The sequence below is a fragment of the Streptomyces aurantiacus JA 4570 genome, from assembly GCF_000414115.1.
Taxonomy (GTDB): Bacteria; Actinomycetota; Actinomycetes; order Streptomycetales; family Streptomycetaceae; genus Streptomyces; species Streptomyces aurantiacus_A.
In genome coordinates this window covers 1-516 of record NZ_AOPZ01000525.1, presented here as the reverse complement: position 1 = coordinate 516, position 516 = coordinate 1, and the positions used below count along the sequence as shown (strand labels likewise).

Here is a 516-nt window from a genome sequence, read left to right as displayed (position 1 = left end):
CGATCTCGCGCACCGCCCCGGCCTGCATCTCCTGCACCCAGCGGATGCGCAGGCGCAGCCCCTCGCGGGCGGGCAGGGCCGCCGCGCCGCGCGCCACCCCGGCCCACGGCGCCCGGGCGGGCAGCGGTGCGCGCGGGCCGAGCGACGGCGGCAGCAGGGACAGCAGGACGGGGTGCCGGGCGATGAGCCGGGCGTCGTCGGGTTCGGCGGCGCGCGCCTCGGACAGGACGGCCAGGGCCTCGCCGACAGCCGTGGCACCGGAGCGCTGCGCCAACAGGGCGCCGGCCAGGGACTCCTGGGCGTGCAGCGAGGCCAGGACCGTACGGCCCCAGGAGACGGCGGCGAACAGACGGCCCGTCACCATCTCGTCGAGAGAGGGGAGTTCGCTCAAGCAGCGGTCCACTTCGGCCATCAGGTCGACGGCGAGCATCGGCAGGGCGGCGCGCAGCCGGCCGGTCCGCCAGGCCGCGGCGGCGCGCCGGGCGCCCGGGGCGGGGTTAGATCGGAAGAGCGTCG

The 516-nt window shown here is 78.5% G+C and carries 1 pseudogene; it reads right to left on the bottom strand.

Annotation, left to right across the window (positions count from 1 at the left end):
- A pseudogene (locus STRAU_RS37075) lies at positions 1-430 on the bottom strand (PEP/pyruvate-binding domain-containing protein); the annotation flags it as partial.
- Between the last annotated feature and the right edge of the window lie 86 nt (positions 431-516).